The organism is Epibacterium sp. HA2-3 (assembly GCF_055693725.2).
Genome location: NZ_CM172490.1, coordinates 1,000,803 through 1,023,655, shown reverse-complemented (window position 1 = coordinate 1,023,655; position 22,853 = coordinate 1,000,803). Strand labels below are relative to the sequence as shown.

The 22,853-nt window shown below is 60.8% G+C and carries 20 protein-coding genes; 8 read left to right on the top strand and 12 right to left on the bottom strand.

Annotated features, from left to right (window positions below; genetic code table 11):
- Window positions 1–23: 23 nt before the first annotated feature.
- Window positions 24–1,268: a sarcosine oxidase subunit beta family protein gene (locus ACZ1HH_RS04750; protein WP_044027065.1), complete on the bottom strand. Its 1,245-nt coding sequence runs from the start codon at window positions 1,266–1,268 to the stop codon at window positions 24–26.
- Between the two features lie 242 nt (window positions 1,269–1,510).
- On the opposite strand from ACZ1HH_RS04750, the gene ccmI reads away from it, so the two are divergent.
- From ccmI to ACZ1HH_RS04735, 3 genes are read left to right on the top strand one after another with little or no spacing between them, the layout of a single operon-like run.
- Window positions 1,511–2,749, top strand: coding sequence for a c-type cytochrome biogenesis protein CcmI (ccmI, locus tag ACZ1HH_RS04745; protein WP_487320407.1), 1,239 nt, complete (start codon window positions 1,511–1,513; stop codon window positions 2,747–2,749).
- Window positions 2,746–3,219, top strand: coding sequence for a Holliday junction resolvase RuvX (gene ruvX / locus ACZ1HH_RS04740; RefSeq protein ID WP_011538310.1), 474 nt, complete (start codon window positions 2,746–2,748; stop codon window positions 3,217–3,219). Before ccmI ends, ruvX begins: the two co-directional genes overlap by 4 nt.
- 3 nt (window positions 3,220–3,222) lie before the next feature.
- Window positions 3,223–3,459, top strand: a complete 237-nt coding sequence (locus ACZ1HH_RS04735) for a DUF1289 domain-containing protein (protein ID WP_011538309.1) — start codon at window positions 3,223–3,225, stop codon at window positions 3,457–3,459.
- Window positions 3,460–3,583: 124 nt separating this feature from the next.
- On the opposite strand, the gene ACZ1HH_RS04730 is transcribed toward ACZ1HH_RS04735, so the two are convergent.
- The 5 genes from ACZ1HH_RS04730 to ACZ1HH_RS04710 form a co-directional block, all read right to left on the bottom strand.
- Entirely contained in the window at window positions 3,584–4,381 is a 798-nt protein-coding gene (locus ACZ1HH_RS04730) for a hypothetical protein (protein ID WP_472636003.1), read from the bottom strand.
- A 5-nt stretch (window positions 4,382–4,386) separates the two neighbouring features.
- Window positions 4,387–5,397 (bottom strand): tRNA dihydrouridine(20/20a) synthase DusA, encoded by a 1,011-nt coding sequence (dusA, locus tag ACZ1HH_RS04725; protein ID WP_487320406.1) that lies wholly within the window; start codon window positions 5,395–5,397, stop codon window positions 4,387–4,389.
- Between the two features lie 309 nt (window positions 5,398–5,706).
- Window positions 5,707–6,633, bottom strand: coding sequence for a protoglobin domain-containing protein (locus ACZ1HH_RS04720; RefSeq protein ID WP_011538306.1), 927 nt, complete (start codon window positions 6,631–6,633; stop codon window positions 5,707–5,709).
- Between the two features lie 319 nt (window positions 6,634–6,952).
- Window positions 6,953–9,403: an ATP-binding protein gene (locus ACZ1HH_RS04715; RefSeq protein WP_487320405.1), complete on the bottom strand. Its 2,451-nt coding sequence runs from the start codon at window positions 9,401–9,403 to the stop codon at window positions 6,953–6,955.
- A gap of 66 nt (window positions 9,404–9,469) precedes the next feature.
- On the bottom strand, window positions 9,470–9,937 hold the full coding sequence (locus tag ACZ1HH_RS04710) for a putative pterin-binding protein (protein ID WP_011538304.1): 468 nt from the start codon (window positions 9,935–9,937) through the stop codon (window positions 9,470–9,472).
- A 352-nt stretch (window positions 9,938–10,289) separates the two neighbouring features.
- Between ACZ1HH_RS04710 and ACZ1HH_RS04705 the strand changes: the two genes are divergently transcribed.
- Entirely contained in the window at window positions 10,290–10,904 is a 615-nt protein-coding gene (locus ACZ1HH_RS04705; RefSeq protein WP_044027064.1) for a response regulator, read from the top strand.
- Between the two features lie 754 nt (window positions 10,905–11,658).
- Here the strand turns inward: ACZ1HH_RS04705 and ACZ1HH_RS04700 are convergent.
- Window positions 11,659–12,981, bottom strand: coding sequence for a glycosyltransferase family protein (locus tag ACZ1HH_RS04700; RefSeq protein ID WP_472636000.1), 1,323 nt, complete (start codon window positions 12,979–12,981; stop codon window positions 11,659–11,661).
- Window positions 12,982–13,325: 344 nt separating this feature from the next.
- Between ACZ1HH_RS04700 and ACZ1HH_RS04695 the strand changes: the two genes are divergently transcribed.
- Window positions 13,326–13,661 carry a TfoX/Sxy family protein gene (locus ACZ1HH_RS04695; protein ID WP_416368210.1) on the top strand — a complete coding sequence of 112 codons (336 nt, stop codon included), beginning with the start codon at window positions 13,326–13,328 and terminating at the stop codon, window positions 13,659–13,661.
- Between the two features lie 117 nt (window positions 13,662–13,778).
- On the opposite strand, the gene ndk is transcribed toward ACZ1HH_RS04695, so the two are convergent.
- The 3 genes from ndk to ACZ1HH_RS04680 all read right to left on the bottom strand — a co-directional run bounded on the left by ndk (window position 13,779) and on the right by ACZ1HH_RS04680 (window position 17,281).
- Window positions 13,779–14,201, bottom strand: coding sequence for a nucleoside-diphosphate kinase (gene ndk / locus ACZ1HH_RS04690; protein ID WP_011538300.1), 423 nt, complete (start codon window positions 14,199–14,201; stop codon window positions 13,779–13,781).
- A 148-nt stretch (window positions 14,202–14,349) separates the two neighbouring features.
- Entirely contained in the window at window positions 14,350–15,558 is a 1,209-nt protein-coding gene (locus ACZ1HH_RS04685) for a multidrug effflux MFS transporter (RefSeq protein WP_472635999.1), read from the bottom strand.
- A gap of 130 nt (window positions 15,559–15,688) precedes the next feature.
- Complete coding sequence (locus ACZ1HH_RS04680; protein WP_472635998.1) at window positions 15,689–17,281, bottom strand: T6SS phospholipase effector Tle1-like catalytic domain-containing protein; 1,593 nt, start codon at window positions 17,279–17,281, stop codon at window positions 15,689–15,691.
- 217 nt (window positions 17,282–17,498) lie between these two features.
- Between ACZ1HH_RS04680 and ACZ1HH_RS04675 the strand changes: the two genes are divergently transcribed.
- From ACZ1HH_RS04675 to ACZ1HH_RS04665, 3 genes are read left to right on the top strand one after another with little or no spacing between them, the layout of a single operon-like run.
- Window positions 17,499–19,373 carry an ABC-F family ATP-binding cassette domain-containing protein gene (locus ACZ1HH_RS04675; RefSeq protein WP_472635997.1) on the top strand — a complete coding sequence of 625 codons (1,875 nt, stop codon included), beginning with the start codon at window positions 17,499–17,501 and terminating at the stop codon, window positions 19,371–19,373.
- Window positions 19,373–19,996 carry a MarC family protein gene (locus tag ACZ1HH_RS04670; protein ID WP_011538296.1) on the top strand — a complete coding sequence of 208 codons (624 nt, stop codon included), beginning with the start codon at window positions 19,373–19,375 and terminating at the stop codon, window positions 19,994–19,996. The genes ACZ1HH_RS04675 and ACZ1HH_RS04670 overlap by 1 nt, the downstream gene beginning before the upstream one ends.
- A 49-nt stretch (window positions 19,997–20,045) precedes the next feature.
- The gene (locus ACZ1HH_RS04665) at window positions 20,046–20,627 is read left to right on the top strand and encodes a retropepsin-like aspartic protease family protein (protein ID WP_472635996.1); all 582 of its coding nucleotides are present in this window, start codon (window positions 20,046–20,048) and stop codon (window positions 20,625–20,627) included.
- Window positions 20,628–20,877: 250 nt separating this feature from the next.
- Here the strand turns inward: ACZ1HH_RS04665 and ACZ1HH_RS04660 are convergent, their stop codons facing one another.
- Complete coding sequence (locus ACZ1HH_RS04660; RefSeq protein WP_416368207.1) at window positions 20,878–21,342, bottom strand: DNA polymerase III subunit chi; 465 nt, start codon at window positions 21,340–21,342, stop codon at window positions 20,878–20,880.
- A 6-nt stretch (window positions 21,343–21,348) separates the two neighbouring features.
- Window positions 21,349–22,824 carry a leucyl aminopeptidase gene (locus tag ACZ1HH_RS04655; RefSeq protein WP_472635995.1) on the bottom strand — a complete coding sequence of 492 codons (1,476 nt, stop codon included), beginning with the start codon at window positions 22,822–22,824 and terminating at the stop codon, window positions 21,349–21,351.
- Window positions 22,825–22,853: the final 29 nt, after the last annotated feature.

Genomic DNA, 22,853 nt, shown 5'->3' with positions numbered 1-22,853 from the left:
TGCAAAAGTGAGCGGGGTCGTCATCAGTGTGCCACCCCTGCTGCGACGCTCTCGTCGATGAATTTGCCTTCTTTGAAGCGCATCATGGAGAACTCTTCCGCGAGGTTGGAATGCCCTGTCGCCATCAGTTCCGCCATCGCCCAGCCCGAGCCGGGGATCGCCTTGAAGCCCCCGGTGCCCCAGCCAGCGTTGACAAAACAGTTCTGCACCGGCGTTTTGGAAATCAGCGGCGAGCGGTCGCCGGTTACATCCACGATCCCACCCCATTGGCGCAGCATCTTGAGGCGCGACACCATCGGGAAAGTCTCGTTGAGGGCGCGCACGGTTTCCTCGATGTGGTGGAAAGAACCGCGCTGGGTGTAGTTGTTGTAGCCGTCGGTGCCGCCACCAATGACCATCTCGCCCTTGTCGGATTGCGACATGTAGCCATGCACGGTGTTGGCCATCACGACCACGTCCATGCAGGGTTTGATCGGCTCGGAGACCAGCGCCTGCAGCGCCACCGATTCCACCGGCAGACGGAAGCCCGCCATTTCAGACAGCACCGAACAGTTGCCCGCAACCACCATGCCCAGCTTATCGCAGTCGATCGCCCCTTTGGTGGTGTCGACACCTACCACGCGGCCGTTTTCAGTCCGAACATTGGTGACTTCGCATTTCTGGATGATGTCCATGCCCATCGCCGAGCAGGCCCGCGCATAGCCCCAGGCCACCGCATCGTGACGGGCGGTGCCGCCGCGCGCTTGCCAGAGCCCACCAAGGACCGGATAGCGCGGACCTTCGAGGTTGATGATCGGCACCAGTTCCTTCACGCGGGCGGGTTCGATCCATTCGGTCGACACACCCTGGAGCGCATTGGCATGGGCGGTGCGCTTGTAACCACGCACCTCGTGCTCAGTCTGCGCCAGCATGATCACGCCGCGCGGGCTGAACATGATGTTGTAGTTGAAGTCCTGCGACAGATCCTCGTAGAGGCTGCGCGACTTCTCGTAGATCGCGGCAGAGGGATCCTGCAGGTAGTTTGAACGGATGATGGTGGTGTTGCGGCCCGTATTGCCGCCCCCCAGCCAACCCTTTTCGATCACCGCAACATTGGTGATGCCAAAGTTTTTCCCAAGGTAATAGGCCGTAGCGAGCCCATGGCCACCCGCACCTACGATGATGACGTCATAGTGACGTTTGGGTTCCGGGGAGCGCCAGGCGCGTTCCCATCCGCTGTGGTAGCGAAGGCCTTCCCGCGCCACTGCAAAGGCTGAATAGCGTTTCATGAGCGAATCCAATGCTTCGTGTCTGGCCCCCAGATATGACCGGGATCGCATCGGACCCCGCGCCGTTAATCGTCGCGTTTCGTCAGGTTTGCGACATGCCGTGCAGGTTTCCACGCGCGCCATTGCGCGCAACATTTGCTTCCGGCGCGCCGATCTGCACCAAGGCGAGACAGCGGGTCGCAGCAATAGGGCTTTTTTCCGCGCCTCTGCACCTATAGATGGGACCAAACGGCGGAGAGACGATGGCTTTTTGGATTTTGACCGGTGCGGTGACCCTGACCCTTGCGGCAATTCTGGCGCTTGTGGTGCTACGCAATCGCAATGGCGCGGGAGAACCGGCTGCGGCCTATGATTTGCGGGTCTATCGCCAGCAATTGAAGGATCTGGACAAAGATGTCGCGCGCGGCGTTGTGAGCGACGCCGATGCCGACCGGCTGCGGACCGAGATTTCGCGCCGGATCCTGTCTGCGGATGCACTGCTTCAGGCCGCCGAAGCCGGAGAAGATCAGCCCAATGGCCCCAGTCGCGTGATGGCAGTTGTTTTGATCGCGGTGATCGTCCTTGGCACGGGTGGGCTGTATTGGCGGTTGGGCGCGCCCGGCTACGGCGATTACGGGCTGCGAGAGCGCATCGCGCTCGCCAAGACGCGCGCCGAGACACGTCCGAGCCAGTCCGAGTTCGAAGCCCGCATGCCAGCCCCCCCCGCCCCAGAGGCTGATGCCAGTTACCTCAACCTTGTGGAGCAGCTGCGCAGTGCGACCGCAGATCGGCCAGACGATTTGCAGGGACAGGCGTTGCTTGCGCAGCACGAAGCGCGGCTGGGCAATTTCAAGGCAGCCTATGAGGCAAAAGCGCGTTATATCGCGCTTTTGGATACCGCCCCCGACCCGCGCGACCTGATCGATCAGGCAGAGCTGCAGGTGATGGCGGCTGGCGGATATGTATCCCCCGAGAGTGAGGCGCTGCTGGAGCAGGCTTTGTCGCAGGTGCCGGAAGACGGGCGCGCGCGGTATTATTACGGCCTGATGATGGGGCAGAACGGGCGTCCCGATCGCGGCTATCGGATCTGGGCGGAGACGCTCAAGGATGGTCCTGCCGGCGCGCCGTGGATCCGCGCGATCCAAGCCCAGATCCCGGAGATGGCAGGGCTTGCCGGGGTTGCCTACCAGCCGATCCCACCCGGTGGCGAAAGTGCCCCGCTCAACGGCCCAAGCGCCGAGCAGGTTGAGGCGATGCAGGATCTCTCCCCCGAGGAACGCCAGGAAATGATCGAAGGAATGGTTTCGGGCCTTGCGACACGCCTCGCCGAAGAAGGTGGAAGCCCGGCGGAATGGGCCCAGCTGATCACGGCGCTTGGTGTGCTGGGACGCATGGAAGAGGCGCGCGTGATCTATTTGGAAGCCCAGCAGCAATTTGCCGGGGATGATGGTGCTCTTGACATCCTAGGCGCCGCCTTTGCCCCATTGGAGGCCACCCGATGATACACGACGCGTTTGAAGACTTCGCCGCCGCCCTGCCGCAGATGACCGCGCTTGTGGGGCTCGATTTCGGGGAGAAAACCATTGGCGTGGCGGTCTCGGACCGGATCGGCGCCGTGGCAACACCGCTTGAAACCATCCGGCGCAAGAAATTCACGCTCGACAGCAATCGATTGCTTGAGATCATCGCCGGACGCGACATCAATGGCATTCTACTTGGCCTGCCGCGGAATATGGATGGCTCTGAAGGGCCGCGCTGCCAATCCACCCGCGCCTTTGCACGCAATCTGTCACGGGTCACGGATCTGCCAATCGGTTTCTGGGACGAACGATTGTCGACGGTGGCGGCAGAACGCGCACTGTTGGAGGCCGATACGTCTCGAAAACGTCGCGCAGAGGTGATCGACCATGTGGCGGCGTCGTATATCCTGCAGGGGGCGCTGGATCGGATGCGCCACATCAGGAGCAGTTAGACCATGACCGATGACGTCTGGAAGCGGCAGGAAATCGAGAGCCCTTGCATCAAACTCTGTGTTATTCAGCCGCAGACGCGGCTCTGCACCGGCTGCGCCCGTTCCATTGACGAAATCACCCGCTGGTCCAAGATGAGTCCGGCGGAGCGTGCAGAAATCATGGCGGCCTTGCCGACTCGCACTGCGGCCCCCAAGGCACGCCGTGGCGGGCGCGCCGCTCGCTTGCAGAGCAAATCCTGAGCGGGCTTGCGCCCGCGGCCTCCGGCGGGGATATTTTTGCGTTAGAAAAAGCTGGGCGCTGCGATCAGCAATTCTGTTGCGGTATGCAGGCAGAGCCTGCGACTGGGCGCGTGTGCGCCCGCGCCTAAAGGTCGCTCAACCAATGGGCCTGCCAGTTCGGCATTTCGGGGCGGAAATAGGCGATCATCCGCCCTGCCCCATCCGTGGCCGAGGCCCCATCGGCCCAAGGCGCGACCCCATGCAGGCAGAGACGGTGCATGAGGTAAGCTTCGCCGGGGTTTGCATGAACCTCAACACGTTTGCAGGTTTCAAACACCTCGCGCCGCGCTGCAGTGTAGATGTCGGTGATATCGACATGGGCCCAGTCCTCGAGAGCGATCCCCTCAAACGCCTGGCGAAAGGCCTCGCGCATGATCAAATGGCTCCCCTCCCAAACCACCAGCGGCGCGGCGTCCTTGCTGGTTTTGTTCAGCGGCAGACCGAGAACCCAAGCGTGCGGTTCTTCGACCCGTCGCCGGCGCGCGGTGCCATATATCTTGATGCCGTCCACATGCGCGCCATCCCGTTTGCAGCGGTAGCCAAAGGCCGCGTCGCTCTCGCCGCGTCGTGGTCGGGGGTAACCCGGATAGATCACCGAAAGCTGCCCCCTGTGAAGGGCGGGGATTTCGCCAAAATGTGCTCGAATGAAGTCGAGCGCTGCCCCCGCGAGAGGCGGACCGGACGGTAAGCGTCCGTCCGGATCGTTCGGCAAGGCATCAACACCGATGAACCAGGTGCCTTCGCAATCCAGCCACTTCGCATGGGCCGGGTCTGCAGTTGCCGTCTCAGCACAGCGCTGTGCGCGGGCAGCCCAATCTCTGATGCTCTCTTCTGCTGCAAAACGCAGCCAGCCCTTTTGCAGGTAAGCCTCGGTTGCCGACATCTGCCTCAGGCCGCCCGCGCCAACACGAGGGAGAGGGCCTCTTCGACAAGTTCTGGGCCCGCGCCGGTTCGGTTTGCGCCTTCGGAGAGGTGACGCCGCCATTGCCGCGCCCCCGGGCGACCGGCAAAAAGCCCAAGCATATGGCGCGTGATCTGATGAAGCCGCGATCCCGATTGCATCTGCTGTTCGATATAGGGCAGCATTTGTCGCACCACCTCGACCGGATCGCTCGCCGTCCCGGTGCCGTAGATCCGCGGATCTGCAGCACAGAGCACATCGGCGGGCTGGTGATAGGCGGCACGTCCAACCATCACCCCATCCAGCCCGCGTTCAAGCTGCGCTTGGGCTTCATCAAGCGAGGTGATGCCGCCATTGAGCGAGATATGCATATCGGCAAAGGCCGCCTTCATCGCGTGCACAAGCTCGTAATCCAGCGGCGGGATGTCGCGATTTTCCTTGGGTGAAAGCCCTTGCAACCAGGCTTTGCGGGCATGAATTGTCACCCGCTTGCCCCCCGCCGCGCGAATCTTGTCGAGAAAGTCTGGCAAGATCTCCTCGGGGGTTTGATCGTCCACGCCGATGCGGCATTTCACGGTCACCTCGACAGAGACCGCCTCGGCCATCGCGGCCACACAGTCGGCCACCAGTTCGGGCGTCTGCATCAAGACAGCCCCAAAAGCGCCAGATTGCACCCGGTCGCTCGGGCAGCCGCAGTTGAGGTTGATCTCATCATAGCCCGCCTCGGCCCCGAGCCGCGCGGCCTCTGCCAGTTCCTTGGGGTCGGAGCCGCCAAGCTGCAACGCAACCGGATGTTCGCTTGGGTCGTGATCGAGCAGATGCAAAGCCCCCCCCCGCACCAGTGCCGGCGCCGTCACCATTTCGGTGTAGAGCAGGGTCTCCCGCGAGAGCAGCCGATGCAGATAGCGGCACTCCCGTGTGGTCCAATCCATCATCGGCGCAACCGACAACCGTGCCGCGCGCCAAAGGTCTGCTTTTGAAAGAGTACCAGTGCTCATCCAGGTTTTCCTAGCGCCTCTAGCCGTGTGATTGCCGCGCATCTCGCTATGAACGCCAAATGCCGCGAGGCACGCGGCTCTCTGGTGCGGGATCGGGAGACGACGTCCTTGCCCAAAACATCATAGCCATGAATCGAAGGCTTAATTTGCACAGATTGTCGCCAGAGTGAAGGGTGAGCGGCAAGCCAGCTGCGCTTTGGGCGCGAGACGCCAGCCATGCAAGGTGCGATGGATCAAGGCAAGCGAGGCCGTCAATAGGCCGCAAGGGGCGTGCGCTCAGACGACGGGGGTGACATGAAAACCGACTGATTAGACCGAGTGCTTGGAATGCGCCTCAAGCGCGGAGGCCGCGAGCTCGATCCCCTGCTGCAGGTTTCTGGCTGTGGTAAAGGTCTTGGTATCAACGCCGATCCGAAACAACTCTTGCGCAACAGTCGGAGAGATCCCGGCGAGGATGGACTTTGCGCCCATGAGCCGCGCTGCTGTCATGGCCTGAAACAGATGGTTTGCAACGCTGCTGTCGATGGAAACGGCACCTGTAATGTCGAGCACCACCGCGCGACTTCGTGTATCCCGAATCCCATCCAACAGTTGCATCGTCAACGTTCTGGCGCGATGACTGTCCAGCGCACCAACAACGGGCACCAGCAGCAGGCCCTCGCGCAGTTCCAGAACCGGCGTGGGCAGCTCGCGCATCTGCCGCTCGTGGATTTCAATCGTCTTTTCGCGCGCCTCGACGTAGGTTTCCAGGGCGAGCGCCATGTCGTAATGAGCAATCTTCATCATCGAGAGCACAAGGCCAAAGAGCTTGTGCGGATCCTCCTTCCCGTTCTCGAGAATAGACTGGCTCAGTCGTTGCAGGTAGTAGGCGTAAGAGCCAACATAGAGCGTGGGCGTGATACCTGCACGTTCGTGAATGCCACCGATCCGCTTGCGTTCCTCGGCATAGGACTCGTCAAGCTCGGCGTTGATCAGCTCTTGAAAATATTTCTTTTGGCCGCGTTTTACACGCTCGATTTGCGTGTCGTCCGCAAATTGTTGGGCCGCGTCCTCAAACCGCAGAATATGCGCATAGAAATCTGCAATGATCTCCTCGCCAACGTGGTCCGCGATGGGGGCAAGCGATCGTACCCGCTCTTGATCGGCAGGCGTAATGTCAAACCAGGACAAGGTGTTGTTATGTTGGCTGGCTTCATCAGCCAAAGCGGAGTGAACGACAGCGTGCGATTTCGACATTCGTGTTCATTCCTATCATTGGGCCAAACATCGCCCACAGCAAATCACGTAAGGTAAGTATTATATTCCTATTTAAAAGTTAAGATGACCCTACGGCGGAAACCGCCCTGAAATCGATCTTTTTATGCTTTCGGTTGTAATGCTCTCCCTTGAGCATTGTCTTTCGCGCACGCCGCCCCCCCGTCTCATGCGCGTCGGTAGAAAGGTTGAGAAGGGAACAGCCTTTTCGGGACAGCGGCGCAGCTCCGGACAGCGGCGCAGCTTGCCGTGATACCCTTGGCCAACCTGAGGGGGGACGTGCACTTTGGTGAAGCCCCGGTCAGGATGCCACATGGATCGCGAGGACTTTTTCAGCGTTGCCCCAGGCATCTTGCAGAGGTGCCAACTCGGGCAAAGCATTGGTATTCGCCTGCTCAATCTCGAGCATCGAGCTGCGCAGCGTCGCAAGCCCCAGCACCGCGGCAGACCCTGCGAGGCGATGAGCTTCCTTACGGTGCTGATCGGTCAATTCAACGCTCTGGGTCAGGGCCTCACGCAAAGCGCGGACATCATCGCGAAACTCTGCGAGAAAATGGCGCGCTTTCTCCGGCCCCACGGCCGCGACGAATTGAGAAATGTCAGACTCTCCCGGATATTGCGCAGGAATGGGCGCCGCAGCATCGGCCGCGGACCGCCGCAGCACCATCTCGGCCAGCGCCGCGCGATCTATGGGCTTGGTCAACACCTCTGCAAAGCCAGCGGCGAGGATGCGTTCGTGATCGTCACGCGCGGCATGAGCGGTCAGGGCAACAATGTCGGTATCATTTGCGAGTTGCTCTGCACGGACGCGGCGCAAGACTTCCATACCGTCGATATCCGGCATGCTGATGTCCGAGATGATCAGATCAAAGCGGTGGGTGCGAATTTCCTCGATAGCGCGCGCGCCGCCGTTGACGGAAACCACCTCATGTCCCATGTCGTTCAACATGGTCTCGAGAAGCAACCGGTTGATATCGTTATCTTCGATCACTAGAAGGCGCTGCTGGCGGGTTGGAGCATCGGCGGCAAACACCGGCTTGCCCTGTTCCAGAGCGACGGGCGGCAGGGGAATGGTGAAACTAAACAGGCTGCCCTCGCCCGGTTCGCTTTCGCAGGTGATCTCTCCCCCCATCAACCGGGCCAACCGGCGTGAAATCGCCAGCCCCAGACCGGTACCCTCGCAGCCGCGATTGTAATTGGGGTCTACCATGGTGAATTCGTCGAAGATGCGTTCCAGATCCTCGGCTGCGATGCCTTTCCCGGTATCTGCGACACTGAATTCCACCAGGTCGCCTTCGGTACGCATCACATCCACCGAAACAGCGCCATCCTGGGTGAACTTCAGCGCGTTTCCGATGAGATTGAGCAGGACCTGCTGCACATAACGACAATGCCCCTCGACCCCGGTTTCGGCGCCAAGGCTGCAGAATACACTTAAGTCATTGTTGTTGCGGGCCGCATTGGCCTGCTGGCTCTCCCCGATGCCACGCACAAGTTCGTCGAGATCAAAGCGAATGGGCGCGTCCGCCTCGGCGCCGGATTCGAGTCGCGAAAGCTGCAAGACGTCATTGACGTGATGCAACAGCAGCTCGCCCGACACCCGCATGGCCTGCAGGTATCGCTGTTGCTCTGCGCTCGGCGTCAGCCCCTCGAGCACATCAAGCGAGCCAAGGATACCCGTGAGCGGCGTGCGCATCTCGTGGCTCATCACCGTCAGAAGGCGATCTTTGGCCTGTTCTCCTGCAAGCGCGTCATCGCGTGCCCGGCGCAGTTCTTCCTCGGCTTGGAGGCGATGGGAAATGTCGCGCACATAGCTGACAAGCACCTGATTTCCATCAGATTTGCTCACCGTCAATGAGACTTCGACCGGGATCACATCGCCGGTCTTCCTCTGGGCGGTCATCTGGAACCGGCCATCGTTCTCGTTCAGAATATTGTCAAGATCGCCAGCCTCGGCACCTTCGGGCGATTGCAGGATCAGCGAGTCGAAATTCATCCCGATCGCCTCCTCTTCGCTGTAGCCGAAAATCTCCTCAGCGGCGCCGTTGATGGCGGTGATGCGACCCTCCGCATCCGCCATCAGGATCGCATCGAGGGAAGATGTGACCATCGCCTCTGTGCGGGCGGCCTCCTGCGCCTGCAGCATCGAAAGCCGCTGCCCCCGCCGGAACAGGCGCAGGATCACCAGAGCAGTGAGCGCAAGCGTCCCAAGAAGCGCCAGAACCACAATCGCAAGACGGGTGAACAATGTGTGCAGCAAAACCCGCTCCGCGCCCGCCGTCTCGGCCTGTAGCGCCACGCCAAAAAGCGCGAGATCGCGCACATCATTGCCATCGACGGCAATCAGCTGCAGCAAATTGTCTTTCTCGGAGAGCAGAACCTCGTCAGATGCGTCAATAAGTGCCGCTTGTCTCTGCAATCCCTGTTGCAGCCGCCCGAGCGTTTCACTGCCTTCAGGGGTGGCGCGCACTTCCGAATAAAGCGCACTTTCGCGAAAAGTCGCGATGCGGCTGTAATAGATATCGAACTGGCGTCGAAGGCGTGGAAGATCGCTGCGATCTTCCACCACCATCGCGGCGGAGCGATATTTCAGATAGTCGACCTCGGCCTGTGACAAAGTCCACTGAAGGTTGTCGGTTGCGGCGCTCGACAGAGCTTCGATCCGCGACTGAACATCGCTTCCCAAACGATAGGCCTGAGCCGCCAGCAGTATAAGAACCACGGCGGCTGCGGAAATAACCCAGCGATGCATAATCGGTATCTTCTGTCGCACCAAGCGCTGGAGTCCTCCTGCAGTATGGGCCCGCCGCAAGGCGCGTTACTTCACCGTTATCCTGTTCAACTGCCAGATACTGCGAGAGTAGACCTCTTCGGTGCGAAAGGCCACGTCGCTGTCGTAGGGATAGATCACCCAAAGCGGCCCCTTGTCACGCAGGGACATGAGGTTACCGTTGCGCATATAGGCAATGATTGGCCCGCCAGGCTGCGCATCCGACGTCGGAATTTCCACTGCGTAGTCGTTGACCGCCGCGGCTTCGAGTGTCTGGCCCTCGACGCCGGTTTCAGCCAGGAGACGATCCAGCGAGACGCCGACAAAGCTCTGTTCACCTTCGCTCCAGATCGTCGTGGTCACGATTTCGCGCTCGCCGATGCTGCGCAGGTCTTCGACCGTAAATTCATGGACCTGATCTGCATTTTTCAGCGTCAGTACAACCTCACCCTCGGAGGCGGAGACGCTCCCGATCGATGCAATAAGCGCCAGCATGGCTACCAACAGTGATCTCACGACTTACCTCCAAAATAGTGTTGCCCGAAGATGGGCTCGGCAAGACCATGCCACATCTGACATCGAAGAGCATGAGCACCTGTGTATAGTCTGCTAGACTTTCGTATACGTTCGGTAAATCGTCTGTGCCCGTGACTTGGGCGCACGGACAGGGTTTTATGTAATTGCCATTGGTCAACCATTTTGGAGCCGGCTCAATTCAACCGCTGGACGCCATAAACCCAACGCAAATTGCGTATTTCACGCAGGCGGTCTGTGGCGCGGTCGCGAAAACGGTCTAAAAGTTGATAGAATATAAAGGTTTCAGGAGGTAGGATCGTGAATGAACAGTGTAAACGGGTTTAATATCAATATGCGTATTCTTCTCGCCGACGATCACGATATGGTGCGCGATACGATTTCTGCCTATCTCGCTTCCGAGGGCGGCGCGCAAATCACTGCGACCACTGATCTGCCTCGCGCCATGAAGGAACTTGAAGACAACGGTCCCTTTGACCTGGTGCTTCTGGACTACAATATGCCGGGCATGAACGGGCTCGATGGACTTCAGCGTGCGCTGAAGGCCAATGGCGGGCGTGGCGTTGCAATCCTCTCGGGCAGCGCACCGACGCGCACCGCACAGGATGCTTTGGACGCCGGTGCCATCGGTTTCATCCCCAAGACCATGGGCGCGCAGTCGCTTTTGAATGCGGTGCGTTTCATGAGCGCGGGCGAAATCTATGTGCCGGTCGAATTGATGCGCGAAGAGGCCTCCGCCCCGGAGCATCCGCTCCTGGCCCAACTCAGCCCCCGCGAGGTCGAAGTTCTGAGTGGGCTCTGTCGCGGGCAATCCAACAAGGAAATCGCGCGCGATCTCAACCTTCAAGAGGTGACGATCAAGCTGCATGTGCGCACGCTCTGCCGCAAGCTCGACGCAAAGAACCGCACGCAGGCCGCAATGACCGCCAAAGAAGCAGGGTTGTTCTAACCCCGCGCAACCTCTTTGGCGAGGCGGTCAAACCGCACTCCCTATTCGTCTTTTGAAAACTTGACCTCGCTACCGCCAACCAGCGGTCGCGTCTCAGCATCCGCTCAGCGGATCAGCTTTACCTCGCTGTGTCGCGCGGGCCCTCTGTTGGGCAAAGGCGGGCTCTGTGATGGGCAACGGATGCAGCATGTCACACCAATACGCGCCGCGCACCGGTCGATGGTTCACTATGCACAACCATATGCGCGTCGGCGCGCGTAGAGGTCTGGGGGATTGCTTCCTCCGGGCTGGCACCACGCGATCTGATTCAATCAGACCGAGCTTATTCATGTGGCGCAGCTTCCGGGTACGCCCTACTGAGAGGTAGCCGCGCATAGGATAGTCCCCATCCAAACGCGCATCGCATCTTGGGAAAACCTCCCAAGGGGAGCCGTGCAGAACGCCAAAGTCCGCGTGGATCGTCCGGCTCCTTCGCCGCAGTGCGCGCACTCACGTTCAAGAGTAGCCAGATATGAGGGTCAGCCTCTGGGGGAGTTTCAAGGAGAGACAGCTGCAGCGGCCAAACGTGTTTGGGTGAAACAACGACCTCGCCCTCTCACCCCCGAACCATCTTCGGCTGGGTAGCCGTAAAAAGCAGGCCAATTCCGAGCGCACCGACATTGTCACAGACGAGGGTTCGGTTGGACGGTCTGACCACAAAGCCTGTCAGACAGACCGTCAGCCTCGGATGCAGCGCGCGGGGGGCGCGATCGGATCAGGCAACACCGGCGGGCGAAAAACTTGCGGCGCTCTGAGGTTGCCCTGTTGCAGAGAGGGGCATGACCTGCAGCTGAACCAGAACCAGCGTGCCTGAACCCGGATTCTCGATCCGGCGGGAGCGGCCAGCTGGAATACGGGCGCTATGACCTTCCCAGACAAGGCGCACATGATCGCCAATCGTAATCAGCACCGAGCCTTGCGCGACGATCCAATGTTCCGCCCCGCCGGGCGCGGCGTTCAGATCAAGGGTCGCACCCGGAGCGATCGACATGCGCTGCAGCGTGAACCCCGGCCCCATGGCGAGGCTTTCGAGACGGCCCCAGTCATATTCGGTAGCATGAGCCGACAGGGCATCCTCCGCCGAGATTTTCGACAGGCTGGCATAAACCGCCATCATGTCTGCCGAATGCGGGAATGGCGCGGCGGCGCGCGCGTTCAGGACACCCGCACGTTCTTGCGCCAGATCTTCGTCCCATTGCGCAACAGCGCTGTCGGCGGCGGCGTCCTGATCCCACTCTTCCAGCGCGCTCCAGGTCGGATCGAGCTGAATAGCGCAGATGTTCTCAATCTTTTCGGCAACGGCCTTTTCAAAGGTAATCGCCTTTACACGTCGATAAGTGGCCCGGTCCAACAAGGTGGTGCGGTCCACCGTCCCGGCCCGCAAAAGCGCGTTCTTCACCGGCAGGAACAGGCGGCTTGCATGGGATTTGAAAGCGGCAAGCAAGACATCGACACGTGCCACATAGAGCCCGGTGCCCCAGAGCTGGTGATTGCCATGGAGAAGATGAGACAGCGTCACCTTTCGCCCTGAGGCGAGCACCCGGCTGACGGCGACGGGCGCGTTTTCATGCGGTTGCGTAACCACCTCCATGATCCCAAAGCCGCCATAGGCGCGGGTGGTGCGCTGACCAAACATCACGATCTCGCCGCGTTGTGCTGCGGGGATGGCATTGCACAGGGCCTTGTCGAGATTGCGTGTATCGGCGAGGTTTGCGGATGCAGGCGCAACCACCACAAGTGCACCGGGCATGTGGCGCAGCGAGAGGACGGCGCTCAGGAGGGCGGCGGCTGGCTTGTGGGTCTCCGGCTCGACGATCAGGGCCGCCGGACGCGCTGCGATCTGGCGCTCGACCAGGGACATGTTGTCCCGGGTGGTCACAACCACCGGGTCAGCAAACACATCGCCGGATATCGCATCGAGCACGCTCTCAAATCTGCTGGGAACACCGGGTGCGGATTCAAGTGCCAGATGGCACACCCCGGTGGACCATTCGCTGGTCTGTGTGACGCCTCCTGCGAGGATAATGGGGTGCAACATTTGAACCTCTAACTGATTGTATTCCGTTGTGCACAAATCTATTCGAACTTTCATTGCCGCACGTCCTATCCATCGGGTGTTGCACCGCTCGCCAAAGGATAGGGTCCCACCTAAGGGATAGGACACACCGACGCCGAGGGTTACAAAATCACCGTTTCTTCAGGTAACATTGTTTCGTGTAAAAAATGCTAACGCCGGTTAACCATAAAACGGCTAACGCGCTGGAATCATTTACCATGATTGAGAGAATCAACAGGCTGCCCGTGCCATATCCGCCCTTAAAAAGAGGGGCTGCGTGCGGATCTTCTGCTGACGTCGCCAACAGCAAAGATTAAACTCGCCGCATGAGCACACCTGTTTCCTCGATTAAAAACCTCGGCCCCGCCTATGAGACCGCCTGCACCCGCGCGGGCATCCATTCCGCCGAGGAGCTGCGCGCCCTCGGGGCGGACGCGGCCTACGGCAAACTGCTTCAATCCGGCAGCAAACCGCATTTCATCGGCTACTATGTTTTGGTGATGGCGCTTCAGGGGCGGCCCTGGAACGATTGCAAGGGCGAAGAGAAGAAGGTCCTGCGCAAGCGCTTTGATGCGCTGAAGGCGCAGAACTTTGACAGCGACCGGTCCGCGCTGGATGCGATCTTGAACGAGATCGGTGTGATCGAGCGACGCACAGACTGATACCGCGCCCGGCCCCTCTCAAAAGAAAACCGCCACGCATGCAGCGTGGCGGTTTTTGATTTTCAGCTGGCCCCCTCGAGGCCCCTGCCCGTCGTCGCAGCTGCGACGACACAGCACTTAGCCAACCAGTTCGAGACCGGAGAAGAAGTAGGCGATTTCTTCTGCTGCGGTTTCCGGTGCGTCGGAGCCGTGCACGGAGTTCTCACCCACGGATTCTGCGAACTCGGCACGGATGGTGCCGGGAGCTGCGTCAGCGGGGTTGGTTGCACCCATGATTTCGCGGTTCTTTGCGATGGCGCCTTCGCCTTCGAGAACCTGAACCACAACCGGAGCGGAGGACATGAATTCGCACAGTTCGTCATAGAAGGGACGCTCGGCGTGCACGGCGTAGAATTTACCGGCCTGTGCCTTGGTCATGTGGATGCGCTTCTGAGCAACGATGCGCAGGCCTGCTTCTTCGAACTTGGCGTTGATTGCGCCAGTCAGGTTGCGGCGGGTTGCATCGGGCTTGATGATCGAAAAGGTGCGTTCCAGTGCCATCGGGCGATCTCCTTGAGAAATACTAAGGTCGATTAGGTGTCACGGCACCCGAAACCAGGGTGCCGCAACGATCTGGCGCCGCCTAGCACGACAGCCCGCCCTTGGGAAGAGCCTTGTGCGCACTGCAGCTCCGAAAGCCAGATGAAGATTACCCATGCGCGGGTTCCAGCGGATCCTGCAGGTCCACAACCAACACATAGAGTGCAGACACAAGCGCCAGCACGCTTGCGCTCAACATGATGCCGAGCACTGCAAACGGCGCGGTTTCGGGTTCAACGGCCACACCTGTGACAGCCGTGAGGAGTGCGCCCAGCGCCACGCTCAGCGCCCCCGAAAGCCCTGCGGCACTCCCGGCAAGCTCGGGGCGCACCGACATCAGCCCGGCACTGGCATTTGCGATCGTCAGCCCGTTGCCGAAGCCCACGCAGATGGCGGACCCAAAGAACACCAGTTCGCTCCCCTGCCCCATGAAGAACAGCCCAAGACCCACCGCCGGCCCAAGACAGGCCACCCCCCGGCCGATCAGGATAAGCGTCAGCAAACGCAGGCGCTGTGCCAGCTGGCCGGTGACAAAATTGCCAACCATAAAACCGCAGGTGATAATTCCGATCCCAAGGCCCACCATGGCCGGGCTCAGATCAAACCACGCCGCCGCGACCATTGGCGCCCCGGTCACAAAGGAATAGAATCCGCCGATCGAGAAGGCGACGCAGGCCGAATACCCCCAGAAGCGGCGCGAGCTGAACAAACGTGGATAAAGCCGCATCTGCGCGCGGAAGGTCGCCGCGCGCTTGGTGTTGGTCTCTCCCATGTCGCCCCAGGTGAGCCAGAGCACCAGCAGCCCAAGCCCGGAATAGAGCCAGAACCCTGCGCGCCAGCCAAACGCCATATCAAGCGCGCCCCCAATCATCGGCCCTGTCATCGGCGCCAGCGCCATGATCATGCTCATGTAGCCGAGTTTGCTGGCCGCCTCGCTTGGTGGGTACATGTCGCGGATCACGGCACGTGCAATCACCTGCCCGCTGATGATCGCGCCCTGCAGCAAGCGAAAGCCGAGAAACACCCAGATGTTGCTGGCCAGCGCGCAGCCCACGGAGGCGAGCACAAAGAGCGCGCAGCACAGGAGCATCACCCTCCGGCGCCCGTAGAGATCGGACATCGGCCCCATAATGAGCTGCAGCCCCGCGGAAATCGTCAGATAGCCGGCAATCGCAAGGTTCGCGAGCCCGTAGTCCACGCCGAACTCCTGTGCGATGCCGGGCAGAGAGGGCAGGAACATATTGAGCGAGAGCACCGACAACGCGGTGCCAAAGACCAATGTCATCAACATCGGCGGGGTCTGAGCTGGGCGCAGCATGGGACACTCCGTTCTCTTGGCCCTCTGCGGCATCCGCACGTGGCGCAAGCCTTGAGTACTGCATGTGTTAAACAACGCCCTCGGGTCAGACACAAGGGGCGCAACTCCGCGCATTCGCGCCCCCGCCCCCTCACGAAAGCCGCGTGATCTCGACCTTCAGGACACCCGCGTTATTACCGTACATCTGCCAGGCGTCATTCGCAAAAAGATAGAGATAGCCACTCTGCCGCACGATCATGGCGGCCTCTTCTCCGAGGCGGTGATATTCATGATCGGCAATTTCATCGCCGCTGCCCTCACGAACCTGCCCATTGGCAATCGCTCCAATCAACGCAAACCAGGGCGCAGCTTCGACACGGCGTGAAAACGCCACGTCTGCGGTGGCAAAGCCTTTGCGTTTGCGAATGATCCGGCGCAACGCCTCCGGGAGCGCCGCCAGCGCATAGCCGATCTTGCCAATGGCAAGCCCGGGACCTGCGCCATTTGCCGTGGCCTCGATTGCCGCGTCCTGCCAGCTCCCACGCGCCACCACCCGGTAACAGCCGCCACGTTCCAGATAGATCCCCGTGGGGTTCCAACGCCTGCGTGCCGCGGCGATAGTGGTCGCGCTCTGCCCTTTCAGCAGCACATTGGTAGGCCAATATGTTGTCTCGCCCGGGGGTGGCATGCGCTGGCGCTGCAGCACCGAGGCGTCAAAACAGGTGCGACTGGTCCAGTCAAAGACCTCTGCACCCGCAGCCGACACCTCTGGCACAGCGCGCGGGCGGGTCGGACGCAGGCGGAACCACCCCAGATAGGATGTATGGCGCCGCCCGTAGGCATCCGGGCGCAGATGGCCGGGCGCGATCTCGCGCAGCGCCAACCCCTGCGCCTGTGCTTCGCGCAGCATCCAGTCAAGCGTCAGGTCGCCGAGGCCGCTGTCCTCGTAGCTGCCGCCGACATCGGCGTGGACGCCGGGAAACCAGCGCTGCTCCACATCCTGCCCCGCAGCCCAGCGTGTCCAAAGGGTCGGAGTAAAATCCTTGCGTCGCTCATCCATCGCCAGCGCGTGGCGGGCGCAGGCCACATTGGCCCCAAGCGTCGTGTTACTGAACTCGTGCCGCATCAGATCGCCCAGAAGCAGCCGCAAGACGCCCTTGTCGTCCGGGATGCCCAGCGCGCCAACCGTGTCCCAGACCCCGATAAAGCGAAATCCGACCTCGGAGCGATCGGAGTGGAACCTCACGGCAGCGGGGCGTGTGTCCGGTGACGTGGTGCCGCCCGCATCGCCTTGGGCTTTGCGCGCGGCATAGCTGCGCATCAACCGCTTCACCACATCCCAGGGTTCTACATAGGGCGACAGATGCGCCGGTCGCAGATCGGCCAGTCCAACCGCAGAAACCATGCCCGCAAGGCTGCGCACCGTGTAAGCGCCCCGGCTGAACCCAAAGAGAAAGATCTCATCGCCGGGTTCATAGGTCTCGGCGAGGAATTTATAGGCGCTCATGATGTCATCTTCGAGCTTCAGCCCAATGGCGCCTCCCAACAGACGACGAAACAGCCCCCCGGAGGTGCCGACCCCGCGCCGGTAGTAGCTGATCTGCGCAATCTCAGCCCCCGCGCCGCCACCGGTTTTGGCAATCAAAGAGTGGAGCTTGGCCACATTGGTAGGCGTGCGCACACCGCCCCGGTGCTGATCCGGGGTGTTCCAGGTACCATCACAGCAAATGACCAGTCGTCGCATCACTCATTCCTCAAAAAACGCATTTTCCGCAAACTCGCGCCCTTCAGTCCCGCCACGGGGGAGCGCGCCTCAAATATCCCCGAGCCTAACACGCGCGCGCGGATCGCCAAGGCGGGAATACCCGCCCCATGGCGCGCAAGACATCCGGGCTGACAAAGGACCTGCAAAGATAGGATAGTGATTGACCCTCTCGATGCCTTTCGACATGAGAGACGCCATGCTCAGGATCGAAAACATCACTTATTCCGTCGAAGGCCGCCCCCTTATGGAGGAGGCCTCTGCCAGCATTCCAACCGGTCACAAGGTTGGCGTTGTCGGACGCAATGGCACTGGCAAGTCCACGCTATTCCGCCTGATCCGAGGCGAACTGGCGCTGGAAGGCGGAACAATCACCCTGCCCTCCAAGGCGCGGATTGGCGGCGTTGCGCAGGAAGTGCCCTCCTCGGAGGTGTCGCTGATCGACACGGTGCTGGCCGCAGATACCGAACGTGCCGCGCTGATGGCGGAGGCCGACACCGCAACGGATGGCACCCGGATCGCCGAGATCCAGACCCGTCTGGTGGATATTGATGCATGGTCTGCTGAGGCCCGCGCCGCTTCGATCCTCAAGGGGCTTGGCTTTGACGATCAGGATCAGCTGCGTCCCTGTTCTGACTTTTCGGGCGGCTGGCGCATGCGGGTGGCGCTTGCGGCAGTGCTGTTTGCGCAGCCCGACCTGCTGCTCCTCGATGAGCCGACGAACTACCTTGATCTCGAAGGTGCGCTCTGGCTTGAAAGCTATATCGCGCGCTATCCGCACACGGTTCTGATCGTCTCCCACGACCGCGGGCTTCTTAATCGCGCGGTGAGCGCCATCCTGCACCTCGAGGATCGCAAGCTCACGCTCTATCAGGGGCCTTACGACACTTTTGCCGAGACCCGCGCCGCCCGCATCGCCGTGGCGCAGTCCGAAGCGCAAAAACAGGAAAACCGCCGCGCGCATCTTCAGAGTTTTGTGGATCGCTTCCGCGCCAAGGCCTCCAAGGCCAAGCAGGCCCAATCGCGCCTGAAAATGATCGAGAAGATGAAGCCGATCTCGACCCCGCAAGAAGCGGCGCTACGCGCCTTCAGCTTTCCCGAACCTGAGGAGATGTCGCCGCCGATCATCCAGATCGAAGGCGGGATCACCGGCTACGGCGATGTGGAGATCTTGCGGCGTCTGAACCTGCGGATTGATCAGGACGACCGGATCGCGCTGTTGGGCAAGAACGGTCAGGGCAAATCCACGCTCTCCAAGCTGCTCTCGGACCGGCTGCCTTTGATGGCGGGCAAAATGGTGCGCTCTTCAAAGCTCAGGATCGGCTATTTTGCGCAGCATCAGGTGGATGAGCTTTATATCAATGAGACCCCGCTGGACCATCTGCGCCGCCTGCGCCCTGACGAGCCGCCCGCAAAATGGCGCGCGCGCCTTGCAGGCTTTGGCCTGGGCGCCCAGCAGGCAGAAGTAGAGGTAAAGCGTCTGTCGGGAGGGCAGAAGGCCCGCCTGAGCCTCCTGCTTGCGACCCTTGATGCGCCGCATATGCTGATCCTCGACGAGCCGACGAACCACCTCGACATCGAAAGCCGCGAAGCATTGGTCGAGGCACTGACCGCCTATAGCGGCGCGGTCATCCTTGTGAGCCATGACATGCATCTTCTGAGCATGGTGGCCGATCGTCTGTGGCTGGTCTCGGAGGGAACCGTCAAACCCTATGACGGCGATCTCGACAGCTATCGCGAGATGCTTCTGGCGCGCGACAAACCCGCCGCCAAGGCCGCAACTGTGGCTGCAAGTGCAGCCGAGAAACGCACTGAGAAACCCAAACGCGCCAGTCGCGATCAGCTCCTTGCGCTGCGCTCGGAAGTGCGAAAATCCGAGGCGCGGGTGGAAAAACTCAGCGAAATGCGCGAAAAACTGGATGCCAAGCTCGCGGACCCTGCCCTCTATGAAAGTGGCAAACAGGCCGACATCGAAGTTTGGCAGAAAAAGCATGCCGAGTGCATCGAGGCCTTGGAGCGCGCGGAAGCGATCTGGATGGACGCGCTGGAAAAACTGGAGCTGGCAGAAACCTAATGATTGATACCGCGTTTCTGATTACCTCTTTTGTGACGCTATTTGTGATCATCGACCCGATTGGATTGATGCCGGTGTTCCTGGCCCTGACCCAAGGCATGACCAGCAAGCAGCGCCGCGCCATTGCCATTCGCGCCTCGATCACTGGTATTGGCATCCTTGCGGTTTTTGCGCTCTTTGGCGAAAGCGTTCTGGGCTTTATCGGCATCTCCATGCCGGCCTTCCGTGTGGCGGGTGGTATCCTGTTGTTCCTGACCGCGCTCGACATGCTCTTTGAACGCCGCACGGCCCGTCGTCAGCACCAGGGCGACGAGATTGCGCCCGAGGATGACCCTTCGGTCTTTCCAATGGCGATTCCGCTGATCGCGGGACCCGGCTCCATTGCGACAGTGATCCTTCTGACCGGGCAGCACCCCGGTATCGAAGGGTTTGCCTCGGTCATGGCCATCGTTGTTGCGGTCATCGCATTGATGCTTGGGATGTTTTCCATCTCCGGCGCACTGGAACGCCTGCTCGGCCCCGTGGGTATCAATGTCGCGACACGCCTTTTGGGGATGCTTCTCGCGGCACTCTCTGTGCAATTTGTCCTCGACGGGCTGAGCGCTTTTGGGTTTGCCAGCTAGACAGAGCCGGCGCCCGCACCTACCTCCTTGTGACGGAGGATGTTGATCCATGAATTCAGACGATATTGGCCAGCTGATCTATCTGGTGCTGCTGCTACTGGTGGTGGGCTCCTGGGTCTTTGTGCAAAACCGCCAGAGCCTTGGGAAAACCGCCCAGCAACTCATGATATGGGCCCTGATCTTTCTGGGCGTGATTGCGGCTTATGGGCTTTGGGATGACATCCGAACGACCGTAGTCCCGCAGCAGGCAGTTCTTTCGGAGGACGGCCAGATCCGCGTCCCCCGTGCCAGCGATGGTCACTATTACCTCACTTTGCAGGTCAATGATCAGCCGGTTCAATTCCTGGTCGATACGGGTGCCAGCGATATGGTGCTCAATGCCGACACCGCGGAGCGCCTCGGCATAGATCCCAGTGCGCTCAGCTACTTTGGACGCGCCATGACTGCAAATGGCGAAGTACGCACCGCGCGCGTGACTCTCGATACCGTTGCCTTGGGGCCGATCACGGATCGTGATGTGTCGGCCTGGGTCAACGAGGGCGCGTTGGCGCAGTCTCTCCTGGGCATGGGATATCTTCAGCGGTTCTCAGGGTTTGAAATTCGCAACAATGAGCTGATCCTGACCCGTTGAGAACGCGCCTTGGGGCGCGTGCCTCCGGCGGGGATATTTTGCGTTAGAAGAAGCAAAACCTGCTGCACAGACGCCGCGCGCCGCTGCAGCAGGCCTTCTCCTAACGCGGCCATCGGCTTCCCAGCCTGTACCGCACATATATCAGGACAGATCTTGGTTAACGAAATCCTTCTGCGCCGCGGATCTTGCGTTCTTCTAACGCCAAGTATCCCGGGGTGAATTGGCCGCAGGCCAAGAGGGGCAGCGCCCCTCAGCCTCCGCTTTCAGCCTTTTTTTCCCAGCGACCGCTTTCCTCGGACCAATACTGCGCCAAGCAACCTGCCGCAGTGAGGGTTTTCCATTGCCCGCGCGCATGCTGCACGGCCTCGGGGTCTGTGCCATCAAAGAGGATGCAGACCCGCTCCAGCGCGTCCACCTCGTCTGGCTGCACCTCAGCACCATCCACGGACATCACGCAATCGGCACCATTAGCAGCCTCCGACGCAGTGGTGAGCAGGATCGGTTGCAGCGCATCATGGGGGCCTCCTGCAATGCCGTGGGGCAGAAAGGACGCATCCCCCGCAAGCCAAAGCGTATCATCGAGCCACGCCAGCCGCTCGGGATCGCGGCCGCGCACGGCAATTCGCCAGCCCGCGCCGCGCGCCTTGTCAAGAAGCACGGGAAGCGTTTCCTGCAAGGGCTTGCGCGTCAGATGGTAGAAATAGGCGGCCCCCATTGCGCGTTACTCGGCCTCGAACTGATCTTGCACCAGCCGGTTGAGTGCCATCACGCCCCAGCCGGTCGCCCCTTTGGGCGCATAGTCCGTTGCGGCCTTGACCGAGGCCACACCTGCAATATCGAGATGAATCCAGGGCGTGCCTTCCTTGATGAAACGCTGGAGAAACTGCGCCGCAGTGATTGACCCCGCCGGACGACCACCAACGTTTTTCATATCCGCCACATTGGATTTCAACTGATCGTCATAGGCTTGACCGAGCGGTAGGCGCCAAGCCCCTTCTCCTTCGGCGTCGGCGGCCTTGAGGAAGGCTCCACAGAGCGCATCGTCATTTGAGAAAACGCCTGCGTTTTCATGGCCAAGGCCAATGATGATTGCGCCTGTCAGAGTCGCCAGATCGATCACCCCGGCGGGCTTGAAACGCTCTTGCGCGTACCAGAGCACATCACAGAGCACCAGTCGCCCTTCGGCATCGGTATTGATGATCTCGACGGTATCGCCCTTCATGGATTTAACCACGTCACCGGGGCGGATGGCGGTGCTTGAGGGCATGTTCTCAACAAGCCCCACAAGCCCCACCACATTGGCCTTGGCCTTGCGCAGCGCAAGCGTGCGCATTGTGCCAGCAACAACGCCGGCCCCGCCCATATCCATGGTCATGTCTTCCATGCCCGCGGCGGGTTTCAACGAGATGCCACCGGTGTCAAAGACCACGCCCTTCCCGACCAAGGCCAGAGGCGCGGCCTCTTTATCATCGGCGCCGTTCCATTTCATTACGACCACTTTGGACGGGCTGGCAGACCCCTGCCCCACGCAGAGCAGCGTGCGCATGCCAAGCTTTTCGAGTTCGGCTTCCTCAAGGACTTCGACCTCGAGACCAAGCGCGGTCATCTCTTCGAGGCGGTTGGCAAACTCGGTTGTTGTGAGGATGTTTGCAGGCTCGCTGACCAGATCACGGGTCATATGCACGCCCTCGGCCACCGCGAGGAGCGGCGCAAAGGCAGCCTCCATCTCTTCAGGCTTGTTGTGACCAATCGTGATGGTGCCCGCCTTTTCGGTCTCGGCGGATTTATGTGCATCAAAGCTGTAGCTGCGCAGCGCGAGACCGAGCGCCAGATCCGCGGCGCGCGCCATATTCCCCGCCTTCACAACCAGCGGCTTGCGCCCTTTTGCCTCGGCAAGTTTCGCCCCGGCCTTGCGGGCCTCGATCGGCGTGAGGCGACGCGGCAGGACAACGACATGCAGCGCCTCGACCGCAAGACCGGCCGGCCAGGCGAGCGTAATCACCTGCCCGGTCTTGGCTTTGGCAAAGGCCTCGGAGGCGATCAGTCGGGCAAGCGCGCCCTTGGTCAGCCGATTGGCACTGCGGGCGGCCTGATCCATTGTGCCCTCGGGCGTGACCACCACAGCCAGATGACCTTCGACATCGGCCAGGGATTTGGGATCAAAGGCGGAAAAACGGATCGGGGTGAGCGCGCTCATTCGGGTCTCCTGTGGTTGATCTGCTCGTG

Bases quoted from the DNA above. Each gene is read 5' to 3' on its own strand.
- ndk (WP_011538300.1), bottom strand. From the start codon at position 14,201: ATGGCACTGGAACGCACCTTTTCGATCATCAAGCCCGATGCAACCCGC.
- ruvX (WP_011538310.1), top strand. From the start codon at position 2,746: ATGATACACGACGCGTTTGAAGACTTCGCCGCCGCCCTGCCGCAGATG.
- dusA (WP_487320406.1), bottom strand. From the start codon at position 5,397: ATGAGCACTGGTACTCTTTCAAAAGCAGACCTTTGGCGCGCGGCACGG.
- ACZ1HH_RS04730 (WP_472636003.1), bottom strand. From the start codon at position 4,381: ATGTCGGCAACCGAGGCTTACCTGCAAAAGGGCTGGCTGCGTTTTGCA.
- ACZ1HH_RS04675 (WP_472635997.1), top strand. From the start codon at position 17,499: ATGCTCAGGATCGAAAACATCACTTATTCCGTCGAAGGCCGCCCCCTT.
- ACZ1HH_RS04705 (WP_044027064.1), top strand. From the start codon at position 10,290: ATGCGTATTCTTCTCGCCGACGATCACGATATGGTGCGCGATACGATT.
- ACZ1HH_RS04715 (WP_487320405.1), bottom strand. From the start codon at position 9,403: ATGCATCGCTGGGTTATTTCCGCAGCCGCCGTGGTTCTTATACTGCTG.
- ACZ1HH_RS04695 (WP_416368210.1), top strand. From the start codon at position 13,326: ATGAGCACACCTGTTTCCTCGATTAAAAACCTCGGCCCCGCCTATGAG.
- ACZ1HH_RS04750 (WP_044027065.1), bottom strand. From the start codon at position 1,268: ATGAAACGCTATTCAGCCTTTGCAGTGGCGCGGGAAGGCCTTCGCTAC.
- ACZ1HH_RS04720 (WP_011538306.1), bottom strand. From the start codon at position 6,633: ATGTCGAAATCGCACGCTGTCGTTCACTCCGCTTTGGCTGATGAAGCC.
- ACZ1HH_RS04655 (WP_472635995.1), bottom strand. From the start codon at position 22,824: ATGAGCGCGCTCACCCCGATCCGTTTTTCCGCCTTTGATCCCAAATCC.
- ACZ1HH_RS04735 (WP_011538309.1), top strand. From the start codon at position 3,223: ATGACCGATGACGTCTGGAAGCGGCAGGAAATCGAGAGCCCTTGCATC.
- ACZ1HH_RS04670 (WP_011538296.1), top strand. From the start codon at position 19,373: ATGATTGATACCGCGTTTCTGATTACCTCTTTTGTGACGCTATTTGTG.
- ACZ1HH_RS04665 (WP_472635996.1), top strand. From the start codon at position 20,046: ATGAATTCAGACGATATTGGCCAGCTGATCTATCTGGTGCTGCTGCTA.
- ACZ1HH_RS04660 (WP_416368207.1), bottom strand. From the start codon at position 21,342: ATGGGGGCCGCCTATTTCTACCATCTGACGCGCAAGCCCTTGCAGGAA.
- ACZ1HH_RS04680 (WP_472635998.1), bottom strand. From the start codon at position 17,281: ATGCGACGACTGGTCATTTGCTGTGATGGTACCTGGAACACCCCGGAT.
- ACZ1HH_RS04700 (WP_472636000.1), bottom strand. From the start codon at position 12,981: ATGTTGCACCCCATTATCCTCGCAGGAGGCGTCACACAGACCAGCGAA.
- ccmI (WP_487320407.1), top strand. From the start codon at position 1,511: ATGGCTTTTTGGATTTTGACCGGTGCGGTGACCCTGACCCTTGCGGCA.
- ACZ1HH_RS04685 (WP_472635999.1), bottom strand. From the start codon at position 15,558: ATGCTGCGCCCAGCTCAGACCCCGCCGATGTTGATGACATTGGTCTTT.